This window comes from Helicobacter pylori, from assembly GCF_030323545.1.
Classification (GTDB): domain Bacteria; phylum Campylobacterota; class Campylobacteria; order Campylobacterales; family Helicobacteraceae; genus Helicobacter; species Helicobacter pylori_CO.
Map to the genome: position 1 here is coordinate 121,333 of NZ_CP122954.1, position 18,841 is coordinate 140,173.

An 18,841-nucleotide genomic window follows, 5' to 3' on the forward strand; every position below is an offset into this window, starting at 1 on the left:
AGATGTTAGAATTTATTTTAAAAATTCAAGCTAGAGACTCTAAAGGTTTGGTGAGTGCAATAAGCACCACGATCGCTAACAAGGGCTATAACATCGTCAAAAATGATGAATTTGTTGATCCCTTAAAACAGCGCTTTTTCATGCGGCTAAAAATCCAAAAAGAAATCAAGCCCTTGAATGTTGAAATTAAAGAGCAAGAAGAGCGATCCTTAAAAACCGCTCTTTTTAAAGCCTTAGAAAACTTTAGCGAGCTATTGATTGAAGTCATTTTAACGCATAAAAAAAACATCATCCTGCTCGCTACTAAAGAGAGTCATTGCTTAGGGGATTTGCTTTTAAGGGTGTATGGAGGGGAATTAAACGCTCAAATTTTAGGCGTTATTTCCAACCACGAGATTTTACGCCCTTTAGTGGAAAAATTTGACATCCCTTATTTTTACGCGCCTTGCGTTGATCAAGTTTTGCATGAAAAAGAAGTTTTAGCAATCATTAAAAGCCTGGAATTAAAACACAAAGTGAGTGCAGACTTGCTCGTTTTAGCCAAATACATGCGCATTTTAAGCTATGATTTTACGAAGCGCTATGAAAACCAGATTCTCAATATCCATCATAGTTTCTTGCCCGCATTCATCGGGGCTAACCCTTACCAGCAAGCGTTTGAAAGGGGAGTGAAAGTCATCGGGGCCACGGCGCATTTTGTGAATGAAAGCCTTGATGCTGGGCCAATTATTATACAAGACACTCTGCCCATTAACCACAATTACAGCGTGGAAAAAATGCGCCTAGCGGGTAAGGATATAGAAAAACTGGTTTTAGCTAGGGCTTTAAAACTGGTTTTAGAAGATCGGGTGTTTGTGCATGAAAACAAAACGGTGGTGTTTTGAATGCTTTTATTAGCATGCTTTAGGATTATTTGGTAGAACGCATGGACGCATTAATGCTGCCCTTATTCAAATGCGATTGAAAAAAAAGGTTTATATGGATATTCATCTTTTTTTATTATTAAAAATAAGAGCATAACAATAACATCTAGAGGAACAATAGGTGTTGCTTTTTTTAGAGACTATCCTTATGTCCCTATCGGTAGACTTTTAGTCTTACAGCCAAAAATTAGTAATATTGATTGTAGGTTTTATACGGAATATATCAATTCAAAAGTAAAATTTAACACCGAGCAAACTACTATTCCACAATTAACAATTCCAAAAGTTGCACTATGTGAAATCCCCCTACCCCCTCTAAACGAACAAATCGCTATCGCTAACATTTTAAGCGATGTGGATCGTTATCTTTATAATTTAGACGCCCTCATTCTTAAAAAAGAGAGCGTTAAAAAAGCTTTAAGCTTTGAACTATTGAGCCAAAGAAAACGCTTGAAAGGCTTCAATCAAGCTTGGCAACGAGTGAGACTTGGGGATATATGTGAATTTGGCAACGGAGGAGCTTATGAAACCCTAATAGTAGAAAATGGAGATTTTAAACTAATAAGCTTAAATAGTGTTGATATTGATGGCAATTTAAAAAATACAATGAAACGAGTTAATTTTTATGATAATTCATTAAAACAAGGTGATATAGTCATGGTTTTAAGCGATGTTGCTCATGGGGATTTTTTAGGACTTTGTGCAGTTATTCCTAGTAATGATTATGTGTTAAATCAACGCATGGGAAGACTTAGAATAAGGAATGATTGCATCAACATTTTATTTTTAAGATTGTATATTAATGCAAATCAAAAATATTTCAAAATGCAAGGTCAAGGTAGTTCGCAATTGAATTTATCCAAAAAAGCCATTGAAGATTTTGAAATCCTTTTACCCCCTCTAAACGAACAAATCGCTATCGCTAACATTTTAAGCGGTTTGGATAATGAGATCACAAGCCTTAAAAACAAAAAACGCCAATTTGACAACATCAAAAAAGCTTTAAACCACGATTTAATGAGCGCTAAAATCAGGGTTTTAAAAAAATAAGTTTTATAACAAAATGACCAACGCCCCAAAAGTCAAGGACAAACCCGCTTATAAAGGAAACCCCTAAGCTTTTAAACTTAGGGGAACGCTCTTGAAAAAATCAGCGTTTCACAGAAACGATCACTTTAAGCCCCAAAAAAGCAAACTCAAAGTATAATGTTTTCCAAGAGCGTTTGCCACTTTTGTGTTTCATGGCATGCTCCTTTTGACATAGGATTTGCCCCATATCGCAACTATGGGGCGTGATGAAATCCTACAATAAACCCCCTTAAAACACCCCTAGATCGCACCAAATACGCATGGCAAAGTTTCACGCCCCATTATGACCACTCAATTAATAAAGCTTATCTTTATTGGATAGAAACAGAGCCATTTGTCAAGCATCAAAAAGAGAGATTTTAAAAGTTTAAAATCTAATGGGGTTAAAAGGGTTAGCTTAAATGGATAGATTTACTGGATTAAAAGAAAGGGTTAAAAGCTAGGAGTAGCCATAAGGCCGCCCCCACAAACGCCCCAATCAATATTGTTGGTTTTGTTGTTGTGCTTTTTTTTGTTGTTGTTGGTGTGCTTGTTGTTGTTGCTGTTGTTGAGCTTGTTGCTCTGCTTGTTGTTCAGCGTGTTGTTGCGCGTTATGGTGGTGGTGTTCGCCGCCATAGTAATGGTGGTGGTGTGCATGGTGATGGTGGTGGTGTTGGCTGTTAGCCTGTTGTTGTTGCTGTTGTTGTGCTTGGTGTTGTTGTTCATGGTGTGCCATGATGACTCCTTTAATTGAAATTTAAATTCTAGCTCACTAGCTAGAATTTCATTTTATAATGCAAAATCTAACCAATTATTAACGAAAAAGATTTTAATACTAATTTTTAATACGAGCACCCATTTAAGCGCTTCTATTGTCAAAACTACCAACATCTTTGAATGAAAAAAGCTATAATAAAGAAGTTGCATTAAAAAGGAAAGACAAATCCCCTTTTTAAGGTATAATACGAGGAGTTTTAGAAGCGCTTCTTATGGTGGTAGCTAAAAAGTCTTTAGGACAGCATTTTTTAACGGATGAGTCGTTTTTAGACAGAATTGTTAATGCTTTGCCCCCCTTAAACCCACTCAAATTAATTGAAATCGGCGTGGGGCTAGGGGATTTGACTCTTAAGTTGTTGGATCGCTATCCTTTAAAGACTTATGAGATAGACAGCAGCTTGTGCGAGAAAATGCGATCCAAACTAAAGGCACAAAAAAAGCCTTTTGGATTAGAATTAGTGGAAAAAGACGCTCTTTTTTTAAAAGAAGAAGAGCCTTATTTTTTGATCTCTAATTTGCCTTATTATATCGCTACCAGGCTTGTTTTAAACGCACTCAAAGACCCTAAATGCAGGGGCTTATTGGTGATGACACAAAAGGAAGTGGCACTGAAATTTTGTGCTAAAGATTCACAGAACGCCTTAAGCGTTTTAACTCAAGCAATAGGGAACGCTACCCTTTTGTTTGATGTGCCGCCTAGTGCGTTTAGCCCGCCTCCAAAGGTGTTTTCTAGCGTGTTTGAAGTGATCAAAGAGCCGCTGAAAGAAAAGGCGTTAGCTTCATTGATCCAAGCACCATTTTTTGAAGAAGCCCTACAAAAAGGGTTTGAAACATTAGAAGATTTTTTGAAAGCTTGTTTCTCATCTCCTAGGAAGACGCTTTCAAACAATCTTAAAAAAAGCGTTTCTTATAGAGAAAAGCTTGATAAGGTGTTAGATTTTCTAGCATTAGAAAGCCAACCAACAAGCGTGAGGGCGTCTGAGATAAAAGATTATCTCAAGCTCTTAAATTACCTTTTAAAAGGCTAATGCCTTTTTAAAAAATTGAAATAAAGGAATAATCGTTATGACGGATAACAACCATTACGAAAATCATGAAAACCATGAAAACAGCAGTGAAAATTCAAAAGCTCATCATGAGGTGCGAGCCGGAGCGTTTGAGCGATTTGCTAACCGCAAAAAGCGTTTTAGAGAAAACGCGCAAAAAAACGCCGAGTCTTCAAACCATGAAGTGCCTTCACACCATAAAAAAGAGTGCCACCCCAACAAAAAACCAAACCACCACCACAAAGCCAAACACACCCCCCAAAAGACTAGAAATTACGCCCAAGAAGAATTGGATCACAATAAAGTAGAGGGCGTTACGGAAATTCTGCATGTGAATGAGAGAGGGACTTTAGGCTTTCATAAGGAGCTCAAAAAGGGCGTTGAAGCGAATAACAAGATCCAAGTGGAGCATTTAAACCCGCATTATAAGATGAATTTAAACTCTAAAGCGAGCGTTAAAATCACGCCTTTAGGGGGCTTGGGCGAGATTGGGGGGAACATGATGGTCATTGAAACCCCAAAAAGCGCGATCGTGATTGATGTGGGCATGAGCTTCCCTAAAGAGGGGCTTTTTGGCGTGGATATTTTAATCCCGGATTTTTCCTACTTGCACCAAATCAAGGACAAAATCGCTGGCATTATCATCACCCATGCCCATGAAGATCACATAGGGGCCACGCCTTATTTGTTTAAAGAGTTGCAATTCCCCCTTTATGGCACGCCTTTAAGTTTGGGACTGATTGGGAGCAAGTTTGATGAACATGGTTTGAAAAAATACCGCTCGTATTTTAAAATCGTAGAAAAGCGTTGCCCCATTAGCGTGGGCGAATTTATCATTGAATGGATCCACATCACGCATTCTATCATTGACAGCAGCGCTTTAGCGATCCAAACTAAAGCCGGAACGATCATCCACACCGGCGATTTTAAAATCGATCACACCCCAGTGGATAATCTGCCCACTGATTTGTATCGTTTGGCACACTATGGCGAAAAGGGGGTGATGCTTCTTTTAAGCGATTCCACTAACTCCCATAAATCCGGGACTACACCGAGTGAAAGCACCATAGCGCCGGCTTTTGATACCCTTTTTAAAGAAGCGCAAGGGAGGGTGATTATGAGCACATTCTCTAGCAATATCCACCGGGTGTATCAAGCCATACAATACGGCATTAAATACAACCGCAAGATCGCTGTGATCGGGCGCTCTATGGAAAAAAACCTAGACATCGCCAGAGAATTAGGCTATATCCATTTGCCTTATCAATCTTTTATTGAAGCCAACGAAGTCGCTAAATACCCGGACAATGAAGTCTTAATCGTAACGACCGGCTCACAAGGCGAAACCATGAGCGCGCTTTATCGCATGGCGACTGATGAACACCGCCACATTTCTATCAAACCCAACGATTTAGTCATCATCTCCGCTAAAGCCATTCCTGGCAATGAAGCGAGCGTTTCAGCGGTATTGAATTTTTTAATCAAAAAAGAAGCTAAAGTGGCTTATCAAGAATTTGACAATATCCATGTGAGCGGGCATGCCGCCCAAGAAGAGCAAAAGCTCATGTTAAGACTCATTAAACCCAAGTTTTTCTTACCCGTGCATGGGGAATACAACCATGTCGCGCGCCACAAGCAAACCGCTATTTCTTGCGGGGTGCCTGAAAAAAATATCTATTTAATGGAAGATGGCGATCAAGTGGAAGTTGGCCCTGCGTTCATCAAAAAAGTGGGCACCATTAAAAGCGGTAAAAGCTATGTGGATAACCAAAGCAATTTGAGTATTGATACAAGCATCGTGCAACAAAGAGAAGAAGTCGCTAGTGCTGGGGTGTTTGCCGCTACGATTTTTGTGAATAAAAACAAACAAGCGCTTTTAGAAAGCTCTCAATTTTCCAGTTTAGGGCTTGTGGGTTTTAAAGATGAAAAGCATTTGACTAAAGAAATTCAAGGGGGCTTAGAGGGGTTATTAAAATCCAGCAACGCCGAGATTTTGAATAACCCTAAAAAATTAGAAGATCACACCCGTAATTTCATCAGAAAAGCGCTCTTTAAAAAGTTTAGAAAATACCCGGCTATCATTTGTCATGTCCATGCCACTTGATTACAACGCTATTGCCGTGCAAGTCTTAAGAGATGAAGCGAGCGCGCTTTTAGAAAGCGTTAAGCAATTCCAAAAACCTAACGATTTAGAAGCGGTTGTCAAGCTCATTTTAAAAAGCCAAGAAAAAGGGGGTAAGCTTGTGATAGTGGGCGTGGGCAAGAGTGCTTTAGTGGCGCAAAAAATCGCTGCTTCTATGCTAAGCACCGGTAACAAAAGTGCGTTTTTACACCCTACAGAAGCCATGCATGGGGATTTGGGCATGGTGGAAAAAAACGATGTGGTTTTAATGATTAGCTATGGGGGCGAGTCTTTAGAATTGTTGAATCTGGTGAGCCATTTAAAACGCTTGAGCCATAAAATCATCACTTTCACTAAAAGCCCTAATAGTTCGCTCTCTAAACTCGGCGATTATTATTTGAGCTTGAAAATTAAAAAAGAAGCTTGCCCGATTAACACCGCTCCAACGACTTCTACCACCCTAACTCTAGCGTTAGGCGATGTTTTAATGGCATGCTTGATGCGAGCGAAAAACTTCAGCCAAGAAGATTTTGCCTCCTTTCATCCAGGCGGGCTTTTAGGCAAAAAACTTTTTGTCAAGGTTAAAGACTTACTGCAAACCACGAATCTCCCCCTAATCGCTCCTAATACAAGTTTTAAAGACGCGCTCATAGAAATGAGTGAAAAACGCTTGGGTAGCGCGATTTTAGTCAATGAGACTAACGAGCTTGTGGGGATTTTGAGCGATGGCGATGTCCGTAGGGCGTTATTAAAAGGGGTGAGTTTAAAGAGCGAAGTGAGGCATTTTGCCACTTTAAAACCTAAAAGCTTTAAGAATTTAGACGCTCTTCTTTTAGAAGCGTTAGAATTTTTAGAGCGCCATAAGATCCAGATTTTAGTGTGCGTAGATGATCATAATAAGGTTTTAGGGGTCTTGCACTTGCACCAACTTTTAGAATTAGGGCTTAAAGCATGAAAGCGAGCATTTATGATTTCACTCTAAAGGAATTGAGCCAGCTTTTAAAACCAAGCTTTAGGGCTAAACAGCTTTATTTGTGGCTCTATGCGAAGTATAAAACAAGCTTTAAAGAGATGCAAAATAATTTTTCAAAAGATTTTATCGCTTATTTGGAGCGAGAATTTACTTTGCGCACGATAGAAATCACGCATGTGAGGGAGAGCGTTGATGGCTCTAAAAAATACCTTTTTAAATCTTTAAGAGACAACCATACTTTTGAAGCGGTGTTGTTGAAAATGAAGGATAAAAAGATTGACGAAGAGACGAACGCTATTTTAGAGGGAGAAAAATACACCGTATGCGTGTCTTGTCAAATAGGCTGTCAAGTGGGTTGCTCGTTTTGTTTCACTCAAAAAGGCGGTTTTGTAAGGAATTTAAAAGCGAGCGAAATTATCCAGCAAGCCCTACTCATTAAAGAAGACAATAACCTCCCCCTTGAAAAAGCGCTCAACATTGTTTTTATGGGAATGGGCGAGCCTTTGAACAATTTAGATGAGGTGTGTAAAGCGATTGAGATTTTTCATACTGGCATGCAAATTTCACCTAAAAGAATCACCATTTCCACTAGCGGCGTAGCCGATAAAATCCCTGTTTTAGCGGGCAAAAACTTAGGCGTGCAATTAGCCATATCCTTACACGCCGTAGATGACAAAACGCGCTCGTCTTTAATGCCCTTGAATAAAAAATACAATATTGAATGCGTTTTGAATGAAGTGAGGAAATGGCCTTTAGAGCAGCGCAAAAGAGTGATGTTTGAATACCTTTTGATCAAAAATTTAAACGATAGCCTAGACTGCGCTAAAAAACTTTTAAAACTTTTAAACGGCATTAAATCCAAAGTGAATTTGATTTTATTCAACCCGCATGAAGGCTCTAAATTTGAGCGCCCCAGCTTAGAGAGCGCTAGAATGTTTGCGGATTTTTTAAACTCTAAAGGCTTATTATGCACCATTAGAGAGTCTAAAGCTTTGGATATTGAAGCGGCTTGCGGGCAATTGAGGGAGAAAAAACTCTCTCAACAAATTTAAAAACTCTTTTTTTGTGGCGTTTGTCTTTTTCTAATGGGGGGTGTTGGTTTGAATCAAGCGATAATTCAAAAAATTAGCGTTAAAATTTCTTCCATTAACAATTGATTAGATTTTATATTGTAGAATGAAATTCTAGCTAGTGAGCTAGAATTTAAATTTTTAATCAAAGGAGTCATCATGGCACACCATGAAGAACAACACGGCGGGCACCACCACCATCACCATCACACACACCACCACCACTATCATGGCGGTGAACACCACCATCACCACCACAGCTCTCATCATGAAGAAGGTTGTTGCAGCACTAGCGATAGTCATCATCAAGAAGAAGGTTGCTGCCACGGACATCACGAGTAATATCGGTGTGGCTAGGGGCAACTTGACTAGGGTTGTCTCTGGTTTTGACTTTAAAATACAATCATTCCATTCTAACCCATTCTGATCAAACCCGTTAAATCCAATCCAACCACCGCAACACGCTTGATTTTTATTTTTACAAACATTCATTAATGTTAAAAATACTCATCAATGCCTATAAAAAGTAATTTTTTATCCAATAATATTGTTAAGACTTTTGATTTAAGCTTCAATGTTTTACAATATTCAAAATATTAAAACAATTTTTCAATCAAGGAAAGGGTATGCAAGTTACCCCCCCATTTTTTAAAAACCAAATTTTTATTTTTGGCTCTGTATTCTGTGCTAGGGTTTAATCTTAGCCATGCTATAGATGAGAGCGGGCTTAATGAACTCGTTGGAAAGAAAGTTCAAGAAGCTTTAGCGAAAGAAAAAGCTAAGGCTAAACATCAAAGAGCGGATAAAAGCGCTTTTTTTGCCGGTCTTAGCTATAGCGGGATGTTTTCATGGAATTTAGCTTATAAGGATAGTTTTGTTTTACTACCTCACTCTCACTTCAATTTTGGTGGAAGACTCTTAGAAAGAAAAGATCCCAGCACAATCTTAAACGACTTTAATTTTAAAATGGGGTATCAGTATGCCGCTCCTGTTAAGATTAAAAAATGGGTTTTGGCGTTAGGGGAGGGTTCCAATATTCCTATAAAGCGGGCAATTACATGGAAAAAGATAAATACCAACAATACTTATTTGGAATGATACCCATAGACACAATAAGTCCTGTTTCTTTTTTTAATGGTGGTATGATAACAATGTCAACTTACAGCTTTTTTATGGATTTTTTACACAATGTGTATGAAAATGAGAAGTTTTTCATCGGTTATTTTATAGGGGCTGGGTTAGGGGGTGAGAGCGTAACAGCCAAGGTTCTTAAAGATTTTGGTAATGTATTAGCACAATTAGCGCAATTTCAGGGCTATGGCTCACTAGGGCTAAGAATGGGCGATAAGCGCCACACGCTAGAATTGAGCGCGAGCGTTCATGGCGACGCTCCTAGTTGTTCTTTAAAAAAGTTAAAGACTTGCGAAAGTGCTAGGGTTTTACAAGCAAAAATCCCTAGGGGCATTTTTGAAAGCTATGTTACTTGGAACACTGATTATGTTTATCGTTTTTAAAAGTTTTTAAAAAATTAATGGCTTTGTTCCAATTGAATAGGGGTAATAAAATCTAAAAAATGCTTAAAGCGTTTTTTACAATCTAATCATACATAAAGAGCTTACGAAAAGCGAGCGATCGCTTCATGCTTTATTGTTCCAACCCCCATGCGTCTTTAAAAGAAGCGTTTTTAAGCTTTAAATTCAAGCTCCCTTCAATCCATTGGGTATTAGCCCCCTTTTCGTTATTGTCAAACAAGAACACCCCCAAAAAGCCTCTAGGGGTTTTAATTAGACTCAATTCCACGCTAGGAAGAATGATTTTGCTGTCAGGTTTGACTTCAAAGGCTAGGAAAAAAGGGCGGTTGTTTTTGAAATCATAGCCATTTTTGGTGTATGAATAGCCAGGAGCGCTCTGCAAGATGCCTTTTTGAGTTTCCACGCTAAAAGAATCCAAGTAATAAAACCCAGGCTCTAGCTTGAACGATTGAACTTTGGCTAAAGCGTAGCGGTTTTTCCATAAAAGCATGAAGCGCTCACTCCCCAGCATGAACAAAGGCCCCCTAGGGTCTTTGAGCTTTGCTTTAGGGTTTTTCTTAAGCGTTTCATTGTGTTTGGCGACAACTTCTCTATCTATTTTGCGCCAATAAGTGCGCACGCTTTGGCCTTGGTGAGCGATATACATATTCACCAAACCAGAATGATGGCCTTTAGGGGGCAAGCAAGAGGCTAATAAAAGAGCGGCTAACAAACTCACGATTTGAAACTTCAAACAAATTCCTTAAAAAGAGTGGTGGCTGAATGCTAACATGCTAAAACTAAAACCCTTATAAGTTATGGATAAAAACTTAAAGAATAGGGTAAAATAAACGCATGCGAATAGACAAATTTTTACAATCAGTGGGTTTAGTGAAGCGGCGCGTTTTAGCGACAGATATGTGCAATGTAGGGGCGGTGTGGCTTAATGGGAGTTGTGCTAAGGCCAGTAAAGAAGTGAAAATAGGCGATGTGATTAGCTTGCACTATTTAAAAGGGATAGAAGAATACACGATCTTACAAATCCCCACTTTAAAAAATGTGCCGCGAAAAGACACGCACCTTTATATCGCTCCTAAAACAAAAGAATCATAAGATAAAAGACCAAGGATCAATCCGTGAAAGAATACAAAGACACCCTAAACTTAAACACAACCACCTTTTCTATGAAAGGGAATTTGAGTGTTAATGAGCCTAAAACTTACGCCAAATGGCAAGAGCAACAAGCGTTTAAACGCATGCAAGCTAGGAAAGATAACCATGGGGATTTCACTTTGCATGACGGGCCGCCTTATGCGAACGGGCATTTGCATTTGGGGCATGCCTTAAATAAAATTTTAAAAGACATTGTCGTTAAAAGAGAATATTTTAAGGGGAAGAAAATCTATTACACGCCCGGTTGGGATTGCCATGGTTTGCCCATTGAGCAGCAAATTTTAGAGCGATTAGAAAAAGAAAAAACAAGCCTAGAAAACCCCACGCTGTTTAGAGAAAAGTGCCGAGATCATGCGAAGAAATTTTTAGAAATCCAAAAGAATGAATTTTTGCAATTAGGCGTTTTGGGGGATTTTGAAGATCCTTATAAAACCATGGATTTTAAATTTGAAGCGAGCATTTATAGGGCTTTAGTGGAAGTGGCTAAAAAAGGGCTTTTGAAAGAGCGCCACAAACCTATTTATTGGAGTTATGCATGCGAGAGCGCTTTAGCGGAAGCTGAAGTGGAATACAAGATGAAAAAATCGCCCTCCATTTTCGTGGCGTTTGGTTTGAAAAAGGAGAGTTTAGAAAAATTAAAAGTCAAAAAAGCGAGCTTGGTGATTTGGACGACCACGCCTTGGACTTTGTATGCGAATGCGGCGATCGCTTTGAAAAAAGACGCTGTTTATGCGCTCACCCAAAAAGGCTACTTAGTCGCTAAAGCCTTGCATGAAAAATTAGCCGCTTTAGGGGTGGTGGATAGTGAGATTACGCATGAATTCAATGCCAATGATTTAGAATACTTGAAAGCGCTCAATCCTTTAAACCAAAGAGATTCCCTAATCACTCTAGGAGAGCATGTCGGTTTAGAAGATGGCACAGGAGCCGTGCATACTGCGCCAGGGCATGGTGAAGAGGACTATTATTTAGGCTTAAGATACAATTTAGAAGTGTTAATGTCTGTAGATGAAAAGGGTTGCTATGATGAGGGCATTATCCATAACCAATTGTTAGATGAAAGCTATCTGGGCGAGCATGTGTTTAAGGCTCAAAAACGCATTATAGAGCAATTGGGCGATTCCTTATTGCTAGAGCAAGAAATTGAGCATTCCTACCCGCATTGCTGGAGGACGCACAAGCCTGTGATTTACAGAGCGACCACGCAATGGTTTATTTTAATGGATGAGCCTTTCATTCAAAATGATGGCTCTCAAAAAACCTTAAGAGAAGTGGCTTTGAATGCGATTGAAAAGGTGGAATTTGTGCCAAGCAGCGGGAAAAACCGCCTAAAAACCATGATAGAAAACCGCCCTGATTGGTGCTTGAGCCGGCAAAGAAAATGGGGCGTGCCACTAGCCTTTTTCATAGATAAACGCACCGATAAGCCTTGTTTTGAAAGCGAAGTTTTAGAACATACCGCTAAGCTCTTTGAAGAGAGGGGTTGTGATGTGTGGTGGGAATATAGCGTGAAAGATCTATTACCCCCTAATTATCAAGATAACGCCACGCATTATGAAAAAGTCATGCACATTTTAGACGTGTGGTTTGATAGCGGTAGCACCTTTAAGGCGGTTTTAGAAGACTATCAAGGAGAAAAAGGGCAAAGCCCTAGCGATGTGATCTTAGAAGGGAGCGATCAGCATAGGGGGTGGTTTCAAAGCTCGCTTTTAATTGGTTGTATTTTAAACAATCAAGCCCCTTTTAAAAAGGTCATTACGCATGGCTTTATCGTAGATGAAAAGGGCGAGAAAATGAGCAAATCTAAGGGCAATGTGGTGTCTTTGGATAACTTACTTAAAAAGCATGGGAGCGATGTGGTGCGTTTGTGGGTAGCGTTTAATGACTATCAAAACGATTTGAGAGTCTCTCAAACCTTTTTCATTCAAACAGAACAGCATTATAAAAAATTCCGCAACACCCTGAAATTCTTACTCGCCAATTTTAGCGATATGGATCTTAAGAATTTAGAACGATCCCATGACTTTAGCCCTTTAGATCATTTTATATTAGAGGCTTTAGAAACCATAAGCGTTGGAGTCAATAGCGCGTTTGAAGAGCATGATTTGGTGAAGGGCTTGAATATTTTAATGGCGTTTGTTACCAATGAATTGAGCGGGATTTATTTAGACGCTTGTAAGGATAGTTTGTATTGCGATAGCAAAAATAATGAAAAACGCCAAGCCATTCAAATGGTCTTACTCGCTGTGGCTAGTCAATTGTGCTACTTTTTAGCCCCGATTTTAACGCACACGATTGAAGAAGTTTTAGAGCATAGCCAGGTGCTGTGCGCATTTTTACAAGCTAAAGATGTGTTTGATCTAAAAGGCATTAATATTTTAGAAAAACTCCACCTTAAAGAGTTTAAAAAACCAGAAAATTTTGAAGCCGTTTTAGCCTTGCGTTCTGCCTTTAATGAAGAGTTAGACCGATTGAAAAAAGAAGGCGTGGTTAAAAATTCGTTGGAATGTGCTATTGAAGTAAAAGAAAAAGCGTTGTGTGAAAATTTAGTGGAAGAATTACTGATGGTAAGCTTTGTGGGGATTGCAAAAGAAAAATTAAGCGAAACGCCAGCATTCACGCTCTTTAAAGCCCCCTTTTATAAATGCCCCAGGTGTTGGCGTTTTAAAAGCGAGCTAGAAAACACCCCTTGCAAGCGTTGTGAAGAGGTTTTAGAAGAGCGATGATAAAAGGATAGGGCTTTTGAAAACTTTACAAACCCATAGAGTTTTGCAAGCCCTAATCGGCCATTTTACCCCTTTTTTAGAAAGCGGGATCACCGAGCTAATCATCAATACCGAGCAGGAGCTTTGGCTTTATAAAATCAATAACACCCGAGAAAAAAGAGGGCATGCGCTTTTTGATAAGGCGTTTTTATTGAGGTTTTGCGAGCAATTGGCCAGTTTTAGGGGGTTGTTTTTTGATGAAGAACACCCCACTTTAAATTGCTCTATCCCTTTCACGCGCTATAGGGTGAGCGCGAATCACTTCAGCATCACTACCAATAATCAAATCACGCTCAATATCCGTGTGCCTAGGCTTAAGCCCTTAAGTTTAGACGATTTCACTTTCAAAGCAAGCGATCCAAAAAGTTTGAAAAATTTAGCGCTTAAAGGGCATAACATTCTCATTAGTGGGGAGACTTCAAGCGGTAAAACTAGCCTATTAAACGCTCTTTTAGATTGCGTCAATAAAGACGAAAGGGTGGTGAGCGTTGAAGACAGCCAAGAATTGGATTTAAAAGCGTTTAGTAATTGCGTGGGGCTTTTAGTGGGCAAGCAAGAAAACACGCGCTTTAATTATGAAGACGCTCTCAATATGGCCATGCGCTTAAACCCGGACAGGCTCATTGTGGGCGAGATTGACACCAGGAATGCAGCGCTTTTTTTGCGTTTAGGAAACACCGGGCATAAGGGCATGCTCTCAACCATTCACGCTAATAGCGCTCAAAACACTTTAGAAGCCCTTTCACTGAATTTAAGCATGCGCTATACGCATTCTTTAGATAAGGATTTAATGCGGGCGTATTTTAAAAGCGCGATTGATGTGATCGTGCATGTGAATAGGATCAATAATGAGCGCCAAATCGCTGAAGTCTTATGGACTAAAGAGCTTTAAATGCCCCTAAAATCCTTAAAAAACCGCTTGAATCAGCATTTTGATCTATCGCCTCGCTACGGGAGCGTGAAAAAAATCATGCCCAATATCGTTTATGCGGATGGTTTTAACCCATCCGTGGGCGATGTGGTGAAGATTGAAAAAAGCGATGGCACCGAATGCGTGGGAATGGTGGTGGTGGCAGAAAAAGAGCAGTTTGGTTTCACGCCCTTTAACTTTATAGAGGGGGCTAGGGCTGGCGATAAGGTGCTGTTTTTAAAAGAGGGGTTGAATTTCCCTGTGGGTCGTAATCTTTTAGGGAGGGTGCTTAACCCTTTAGGGCAAGTCATTGACAATAAGGGGGCGCTAGATTATGAGCGGTTAGCGCCTGTGATCACAACACCTATAGCCCCTTTAAAAAGAGGCTTGATTGATGAGGTTTTTAGCGTGGGGGTGAAGAGCATTGATGGGCTTTTGACTTGCGGTAAGGGGCAAAAACTGGGCATTTTTGCCGGCTCTGGTGTGGGTAAATCCACGCTAATGGGCATGATCACTAGGGGTTGCTTAGCACCCATTAAAGTGATCGCTTTGATTGGGGAAAGGGGCAGAGAAATCCCTGAATTTATAGAGAAAAACTTAAAAGGGGATTTAAGCTCTTGCGTGTTGGTGGTCGCTACGAGCGATGATAGCCCTTTAATGCGCAAATACGGGGCTTTTTGCGCGATGAGCGTGGCTGAGTATTTTAAAAACCAAGGGCTAGACGTGTTGTTTATCATGGATTCAGTGACTCGTTTCGCTATGGCTCAAAGAGAAATCGGTTTAGCCTTAGGCGAACCGCCCACTTCCAAAGGCTACCCCCCATCCGCGCTTTCTTTATTGCCTCAATTAATGGAGAGGGCGGGCAAGGAAGAAAATAAGGGGAGCATCACGGCTTTTTTTAGCGTGCTAGTAGAGGGCGATGATTTGAGCGATCCCATAGCCGATCAAGCTAGGAGTATTTTAGACGGGCATATTGTCTTAAGCAGGGAATTGACCGATTATGGGATCTACCCGCCTATTAATATTTTAAACTCCGCATCAAGGGTGGCTAAAGACATCATCAGCGAGTCTCAAAACCTTTGCGCGAGAAAATTCCGCCGTTTGTATGCGTTATTGAAAGAAAATGAAATGCTCATTCGCATCGGATCTTATCAAATGGGGAACGATAAAGAGCTTGATGAAGCGATTAAGAAAAAGGCTTTAATGGAGCAATTTTTAGCGCAAGATGAAAACGCTTTACAGCCTTTTGAACAAAGCTTTCAGCAATTAGAAGAAATCTTAAGATAAAAGGAATATAATGGAATCACAACTCATGAAACTCGCCATTGAGACTTATAAAATCACTTTGATGATTTCTTTACCGGTATTACTAGCGGGCTTAGTGGTGGGGCTATTAGTCAGTATTTTTCAAGCGACCACTCAAATCAATGAAATGACCTTGTCTTTTGTGCCTAAGATTTTAGCCGTGATTGGGGTGTTGATTTTAACCATGCCGTGGATGACTAACATGCTTTTAGATTACACTAAAACCTTAATCAAGCTCATTCCTAAAATCATAGGCTAGAAAATGCTAGAAACCACCATTGATTTTTCTCGTTACAGCAGCGTGAAAATCGGCACGCCTTTAAAAGTGAGCATTTTAGAAAACGATGATGAAATCTCTCAAGAACACCAAATTATCGGTTTAGCGAACAACCTTTTAATCGCTCCTAGCGCAAAAAATCTCGCCCTTTTAGGCCCAAACTACGATTATATTTGCGATAAGGGCGAATGCGTTGAAATAGGGGGAGCGGCCAACTCGTCTAAAATTTTTAATTATTTTAGGGCGAATGATTTAGGGGGTTTGGAGTTTTTAGGGCAATTGCCTGGCACTTTAGGGGCGTTAGTTAAAATGAATGCCGGCATGAAAGAATTTGAAATCAAAAATGTTTTAGAAAGCGCTTGCATTAATAATGAATGGCTAGGGAGTGGAGCGCTAGGATTAGATTATCGCAGCAGCAAATTCAATGGCGTTGTCTTAAGGGCGAGGTTTAAAAAAACGCATGGCTTTAGACAAGAAGTTTTAAAAGCGTGTCAAAGCATGCGCAAAAGCCACCCCAAATTGCCTAATTTTGGGAGCTGTTTCAAAAACCCGCCTAACGATTATGCGGGTAGGCTTTTAGAAGGCGTGGGCTTAAGGGGTTATTGTCTAAAAAGAGTGGGCTTTGCTAAAGAGCATGCGAATTTTTTGGTGAATTTGGGGGGTGCAGGATTTGAAGAAGCCCTGGATTTGATAGAACTCGCCAAAACCAGAGTGTTACAAGAATACGGCATTCATTTAGAAGAAGAAGTGAAAATTTTAAGGTAGGGCTGGAAAGCTTTATTTGAGATTTTATAACCAACACTCCATTAAAATAGAATTAAAAATAAAAACTATAACCCACTAAACAAAAGGCTAACGCTAGACTAGGAAAAGGGCTAACCGAAAACATGGTTTCTAAGATATATGGATTTAAGAGATTGTTTTCAGTAAGTCTTTTTTGAGTGTTTAGATAGTTTTTGATTCCACCTTTTAACTTTCTTAGCAATAGCGCTTGATAAAGCAATAGGCACAGCAACTTGCTCATTATCTTTGAGTGTGTGTCAAAATATATGGTTTTGAAATGAAGCTTTCGCACTCAATCAGATTAAAATAAACCCATGATAGAATATAGAGAAATTTTATACAAGGATTATTGATTGGAATTTACAATCACTTCTTTATTTAGTGGGTGCGGAGGATTGGATTTGGGATTTTGTGGAGGGTTTGACTTTTTAAATCGGTACTATGCTAAAAATCCTTTTAAGATAATTTATGCTAATGATTTGGATAAAAATGCTGTTTTAACCTATCAAAAGAACCTTAACGCACATATTGAATGCAAAGATGTTAAAGAGGTTGATTTTGATAAATTGATGCCCACTGATATTGTTTTGGGTGGTTTTCCTTGTCAAGATTTCAGTTTTGCCGGCAAAAGAAAGGGGTTAAAAAGTGAAAGGGGGCGACTTTATGAGAGCATGATTAGATGTGTAAAAGATTTAAAGCCTAAGATTTTTCTTGCTGAAAATGTAAAAGGTCTTTTAAATATTGACAATGGAAACACTTTTAAAAAGATTTTGGATAGCTTTAAAGACTTAGGCTATATGGTTAATTTTGCATGTTTGAAAGTAAGCGATTTTGGAGTATCGCAATTAAGAGAACGAGTCATTATGGTAGGCGTTAATGAAAGTTACTTTAAAGAGCCTTTTAGTTTTAAAATATTAAAGAAAAGTCATGCCCCTTTTGTGTATGAAATATTGAAAGATTTGGAAAACTTAACAGAAGGGGCTATGCCTAATCATTTTTATTCTAAGGCTAAACGCAATAAAGGACAAGGTAATAATGCTATTAACAAAGATACCTACGCTCCCACTATGCGAGCCGAACATCATGGCAATATTGAATACCACTATAATAATCATAGGCGTTTGAGTGCAAGAGAAGTTGCACGCATTCAAAGCTTCCCAGATAATTTTATTTTTTACCCTAGCACTTCATCAGCTTATAGGCAAATTGGCAACGCTGTGCCGCCTGTCTTTGCATGGCATTTAGCGCAAGGAATAAAGGAATTTTTATATGCAAACATTGTTCAATGATGAGAGAATGATATTAAAAATACAAGAAAAATTACCTTATTTATTTCAGCTTGTAGAAAGTGAAAACAGCAGGGATGGTAAATTAGGAATGGAGATTGGTTCGGCTAGAGAAAGGGTAATTATTGCCCTTATGCTTTATTATTTTGGTAAAGAGAATGTGCAAACTGATTTGGCTATCACACAAAAAGAGATAGATGTAATTGTTTTAAATAAGCCTTATTCCATTAAAATGGCTCAAACATTGAACGGCATTAAGCTAATATGGACTACTGATGCTTTAAAAATACAAGAATTTATAGAGAGTTACAAACCAAATACAGACATTTTATTTGTGCATGTTTTTTGGGGAAAAGAGGGAGGGTTTTACTATATTCCTAGTGCTACACAACAAGGAGTTTTAACAACTAAAAGTAAAGAATTTTATTTTAAACTTCCTAAAAGTGGGACAAATTCTAGGGGAGTGGAAATTTCAAAATTAGCCTTATTGGAATGTATCGCTCACAAAGACACGCTAAGAATTCCTATTTTTTGGGAACGCACAAATAACTTAAAACATTCTCCATATGATAAATATTTAGAGCTATGGCAATCCTAAAATCCTTATGTTATTCTTAATAAACTCTAATAATTTTTGAGGTATCAAGGGCTTTGGAACACTAAAAGATCATCGTAGGCATGAAAGCTTTTTATGAATCACTGATGCTATAAAAATAGGAAAGGCTTTGTTTTAATTGGGTGCTGATTACAAAAGAGCTTGATTTTAATTTTAATGGTGCGATAACTTTTTAAAAGCGTTCTTAGGGGGTTAGGGTATCGCAAAATACCCCCTATATCCTTATAAGTTTACAT

The 18,841-nt window shown here is 39.0% G+C and carries 17 protein-coding genes and 3 pseudogenes; 17 read left to right on the forward strand and 3 right to left on the reverse strand.

Translation table 11 applies throughout. The features are described 5' to 3' along the window. Positions 1-2 precede the first annotated feature (2 nt). Together purU and QAP06_RS00590 are read left to right on the forward strand one after the other, a co-directional pair. Entirely contained in the window at positions 3-884 is an 882-nt protein-coding gene (purU, locus tag QAP06_RS00585; RefSeq protein ID WP_286465801.1) for a formyltetrahydrofolate deformylase, read from the forward strand. A 75-nt stretch (positions 885-959) separates the two neighbouring features. Continuing rightward, positions 960-1,973, forward strand: a pseudogene (locus tag QAP06_RS00590) (restriction endonuclease subunit S); the annotation flags it as partial. 100 nt (positions 1,974-2,073) lie between these two features. On the opposite strand, the gene aapA3 reads toward QAP06_RS00590, so the two are convergent. Continuing rightward, positions 2,074-2,166 (reverse strand): type I toxin-antitoxin system toxin AapA3, encoded by a 93-nt coding sequence (aapA3, locus tag QAP06_RS07810; RefSeq protein WP_000681134.1) that lies wholly within the window; start codon positions 2,164-2,166, stop codon positions 2,074-2,076. A 324-nt stretch (positions 2,167-2,490) separates the two neighbouring features. After that, a complete protein-coding gene (gene hpnL, locus QAP06_RS00595) occupies positions 2,491-2,727 on the reverse strand; it encodes a nickel-binding protein HpnL (RefSeq protein WP_350317268.1) in 237 nt (78 codons plus the stop codon). Positions 2,728-2,980: 253 nt separating this feature from the next. Between hpnL and rsmA the strand changes: the two genes are divergently transcribed. From rsmA to QAP06_RS00625, 7 genes and pseudogenes are all read left to right on the forward strand, one after another. Then, positions 2,981-3,796: a 16S rRNA (adenine(1518)-N(6)/adenine(1519)-N(6))-dimethyltransferase RsmA gene (gene rsmA, locus QAP06_RS00600; RefSeq protein ID WP_286465804.1), complete on the forward strand. Its 816-nt coding sequence runs from the start codon at positions 2,981-2,983 to the stop codon at positions 3,794-3,796. Positions 3,797-3,833: 37 nt separating this feature from the next. Further along, a complete protein-coding gene (locus QAP06_RS00605) occupies positions 3,834-5,918 on the forward strand; it encodes a ribonuclease J (protein ID WP_286465806.1) in 2,085 nt (694 codons plus the stop codon). Then, positions 5,902-6,891, forward strand: a complete 990-nt coding sequence (locus QAP06_RS00610) for a KpsF/GutQ family sugar-phosphate isomerase (RefSeq protein WP_286465808.1) — start codon at positions 5,902-5,904, stop codon at positions 6,889-6,891. The genes QAP06_RS00605 and QAP06_RS00610 overlap by 17 nt, the downstream gene beginning before the upstream one ends. Beyond that, on the forward strand, positions 6,888-7,961 hold the full coding sequence (gene rlmN, locus QAP06_RS00615) for a dual-specificity RNA methyltransferase RlmN (RefSeq protein WP_286465809.1): 1,074 nt from the start codon (positions 6,888-6,890) through the stop codon (positions 7,959-7,961). The genes QAP06_RS00610 and rlmN overlap by 4 nt, the downstream gene beginning before the upstream one ends. Positions 7,962-8,138: 177 nt before the next feature. Further along, positions 8,139-8,258 (forward strand): annotated as a pseudogene (locus QAP06_RS07730) (hypothetical protein); the annotation flags it as partial. After that, the gene (locus tag QAP06_RS00620; RefSeq protein ID WP_286465810.1) at positions 8,209-8,406 is read left to right on the forward strand and encodes a hypothetical protein; all 198 of its coding nucleotides are present in this window, start codon (positions 8,209-8,211) and stop codon (positions 8,404-8,406) included. The pseudogene QAP06_RS07730 and the gene QAP06_RS00620, both read left to right, overlap by 50 nt. A gap of 242 nt (positions 8,407-8,648) precedes the next feature. Continuing rightward, positions 8,649-9,493 (forward strand): annotated as a pseudogene (locus tag QAP06_RS00625) (outer membrane beta-barrel protein). A 130-nt stretch (positions 9,494-9,623) separates the two neighbouring features. On the opposite strand, the gene QAP06_RS00630 reads toward QAP06_RS00625, so the two are convergent. Next, complete coding sequence (locus QAP06_RS00630; RefSeq protein ID WP_286465812.1) at positions 9,624-10,244, reverse strand: hypothetical protein; 621 nt, start codon at positions 10,242-10,244, stop codon at positions 9,624-9,626. Between the two features lie 101 nt (positions 10,245-10,345). Between QAP06_RS00630 and QAP06_RS00635 the strand changes: the two genes are divergently transcribed. The 8 genes from QAP06_RS00635 to QAP06_RS00670 all read left to right on the forward strand — a co-directional run bounded on the left by QAP06_RS00635 (position 10,346) and on the right by QAP06_RS00670 (position 18,587). Continuing rightward, the gene (locus QAP06_RS00635; RefSeq protein ID WP_038418138.1) at positions 10,346-10,603 is read left to right on the forward strand and encodes an RNA-binding S4 domain-containing protein; all 258 of its coding nucleotides are present in this window, start codon (positions 10,346-10,348) and stop codon (positions 10,601-10,603) included. A gap of 23 nt (positions 10,604-10,626) precedes the next feature. Next, on the forward strand, positions 10,627-13,389 hold the full coding sequence (gene ileS / locus QAP06_RS00640) for an isoleucine--tRNA ligase (RefSeq protein WP_286465813.1): 2,763 nt from the start codon (positions 10,627-10,629) through the stop codon (positions 13,387-13,389). 16 nt (positions 13,390-13,405) lie between these two features. After that, a complete protein-coding gene (locus QAP06_RS00645) occupies positions 13,406-14,320 on the forward strand; it encodes a CpaF/VirB11 family protein (protein WP_286465815.1) in 915 nt (304 codons plus the stop codon). Further along, positions 14,321-15,625 carry a flagellar protein export ATPase FliI gene (gene fliI, locus QAP06_RS00650; RefSeq protein WP_001128750.1) on the forward strand — a complete coding sequence of 435 codons (1,305 nt, stop codon included), beginning with the start codon at positions 14,321-14,323 and terminating at the stop codon, positions 15,623-15,625. 10 nt (positions 15,626-15,635) lie between these two features. Beyond that, positions 15,636-15,902 (forward strand): flagellar biosynthesis protein FliQ, encoded by a 267-nt coding sequence (gene fliQ / locus QAP06_RS00655; protein WP_000445741.1) that lies wholly within the window; start codon positions 15,636-15,638, stop codon positions 15,900-15,902. A 3-nt stretch (positions 15,903-15,905) separates the two neighbouring features. Beyond that, positions 15,906-16,685, forward strand: coding sequence for a UDP-N-acetylmuramate dehydrogenase (locus QAP06_RS00660; protein WP_286465817.1), 780 nt, complete (start codon positions 15,906-15,908; stop codon positions 16,683-16,685). 371 nt (positions 16,686-17,056) lie between these two features. Beyond that, complete coding sequence (locus QAP06_RS00665; RefSeq protein WP_180667149.1) at positions 17,057-17,992, forward strand: DNA cytosine methyltransferase; 936 nt, start codon at positions 17,057-17,059, stop codon at positions 17,990-17,992. Further along, positions 17,973-18,587 carry a ThaI family type II restriction endonuclease gene (locus QAP06_RS00670; RefSeq protein ID WP_286465822.1) on the forward strand — a complete coding sequence of 205 codons (615 nt, stop codon included), beginning with the start codon at positions 17,973-17,975 and terminating at the stop codon, positions 18,585-18,587. The genes QAP06_RS00665 and QAP06_RS00670 overlap by 20 nt, the downstream gene beginning before the upstream one ends. Positions 18,588-18,841 lie beyond the last annotated feature (254 nt).